The 1,785-nt window shown below is 29.5% G+C and carries 3 protein-coding genes and 1 pseudogene; all 4 read left to right on the forward strand.

Features of this window, described 5'->3' with window-relative positions; genetic code table 11:
* Nucleotides 1-444: pseudogene (locus BO26_RS18400) on the forward strand (hypothetical protein); the annotation flags it as partial.
* A gap of 133 nt (nt 445-577) precedes the next feature.
* On the forward strand, nt 578-838 hold the full coding sequence (locus BO26_RS18405) for a DUF1240 domain-containing protein (RefSeq protein ID WP_236637609.1): 261 nt from the start codon (nt 578-580) through the stop codon (nt 836-838).
* 47 nt (nt 839-885) lie between these two features.
* Nucleotides 886-1,287 carry a DUF1240 domain-containing protein gene (locus BO26_RS18410; RefSeq protein ID WP_036774062.1) on the forward strand — a complete coding sequence of 134 codons (402 nt, stop codon included), beginning with the start codon at nt 886-888 and terminating at the stop codon, nt 1,285-1,287.
* Between the two features lie 37 nt (nt 1,288-1,324).
* Nucleotides 1,325-1,726 carry a DUF1240 domain-containing protein gene (locus tag BO26_RS18415; RefSeq protein WP_036774064.1) on the forward strand — a complete coding sequence of 134 codons (402 nt, stop codon included), beginning with the start codon at nt 1,325-1,327 and terminating at the stop codon, nt 1,724-1,726.
* The last annotated feature ends 59 nt before the right edge of the window (nt 1,727-1,785 follow it).

Consider the following 1,785-nt stretch of genomic DNA (forward strand, 5'->3'; position numbering starts at 1 on the left):
GCTTCCAACATGAAGATAATATCTATGGGGATAGGGCAACAAGGATTAAATAGTGGCATAGTTAAGGGAATGAAGTTTAGTATATTATTTTCTGCCGCTTATCGAACGGTTGAACTTATATTTAAGGACGAATACAAACTGGCTGATTTCTTAGGTAATATTGCGGTAGATCTGGCTAAGACAGCAGTAGTAGCTTTTGCTTCTTGGGCTATTGGTGCGGTCCTTTCATCTGTTTTTGTGGCAGGTGCTAGTATCATTGTCGTAGCTGGTATAATCGTTTTGGCAGGTTTGGGAACTGCTATAGCACTCAATTATCTAGATGATAAATATCAGATAAGTAAAAAGGTGATTGAGTTAATAAAAGAAACTTATGATAGAGAAAGAACTCCTATAGCTGATGTAAATGAATTTCTTCATGATTGGGAGAGATATAGTCGTGGGTGATAAAAGGAAAATAATGAATGTTATTGGGACTGTTTTTCTATTGTCTTGGATGTTATTTGTTATGTCTGTTGTCAGTGAAAGTTTATTTTCGTTGATTACAATGGGTAATAAGATAACGTTTTCTAGTGGGATTATGATTGTATTTTTTTCTTTTCCTTTGGTATTCTATTTTTTGAGTTTTGTTATTTATTTTAATTTGACAGAACGTACTCCAAAGTATCACGATATTTGTGTTAATTGTCTTGGTATGATAGCTATTGTTGCATTTTTCTTGAGTTTTCCTATCGCCTTCTATGTGAACTATAAACTGAAAAGTGAGAATTATTTGATATGTCCAAAGATATCATGGTCATCACCGAATAAATATGTAAAAAACATTGAGCTATGTAATTAATATTATTGAATTTAATTTCAATCAATTCCTTAATAACTGGGGGAATTATGGAAAGTAAAAAGAAGATTGTGCATATCATCGCTGCTCTTGCTATTTTTATTTTAACGTTAGTGTCTTTCTTCTTTTCAGGAAATGATTTGATCTCTTTAGTTAAAATGGATGATAAAATAACATTCTCGAGCTGTGTATTTATTGTGTTTTGTTCTTTTCCTTTAATTTCTTATGCTATATTTTTTATTGTTTTTGTTAATGTAACTGGTTATTATCCTAAATATCATGATGGTTTTGTGAAATATTTAGGTTCGATATGGGTTTTTTTGTTTTTTTTTAGTTTTCCCACATCTTTATATGTGAATTATAAATTAAGAAGTGATAATTATTTGGTATGTCCAAGAATATCCTGGATGTCACCAAATACCTATGTGAAAGATATTAAACTGTGTGATTGATATCTTTTTACTTAATTTCTTCATAACTGGGGGAATTATGGGAAATAAAAGAAAGGTTATAAATATTATCTGTGCTATTTTTATTTTCATTCTAACGTTATTCACTTCTTTTATGACAGGGGGGAATTTAAATTCTTTAATTAAAATGGATGAAAAGATAATATTCTCAGGTGGTATTTTTATGATATTTTTTTCTTCTCCTTTGGTTTTTTATTATGTTATTTTTGTTGTTTTTGTTAATATAACTGGTCGTTATCCTAAACATCATGATGGTTTTAACAAATATTTGGGGGCGATAGCTATTATTTCATTTTTTTTAGGTTTTCCTACATCTTTATATGTGAATTATAAATTAAAAAGTGATGGCTATTTAGTATGTCCAAGGATATCTTGGATGTCACCAAATACCTATGTAAAAGATATTAAACTGTGTGATTGATATCTTTTTATTTAATTTCTTCATAACTGGGGGCGTTATGGGAAAAAAGATTATACATA

The organism is Photorhabdus australis DSM 17609, from assembly GCF_000711895.1.
GTDB lineage: Bacteria > Pseudomonadota > Gammaproteobacteria > Enterobacterales > Enterobacteriaceae > Photorhabdus > Photorhabdus australis.

What these genes read in the sequence shown, in the direction of transcription:
- BO26_RS18405 (WP_236637609.1), top strand. Translation starts at nt 578, where the DNA reads ATGATTGTATTTTTTTCTTTTCCTTTGGTATTCTATTTTTTGAGTTTT.
- BO26_RS18410 (WP_036774062.1), top strand. Translation starts at nt 886, where the DNA reads ATGGAAAGTAAAAAGAAGATTGTGCATATCATCGCTGCTCTTGCTATT.
- BO26_RS18415 (WP_036774064.1), top strand. Translation starts at nt 1,325, where the DNA reads ATGGGAAATAAAAGAAAGGTTATAAATATTATCTGTGCTATTTTTATT.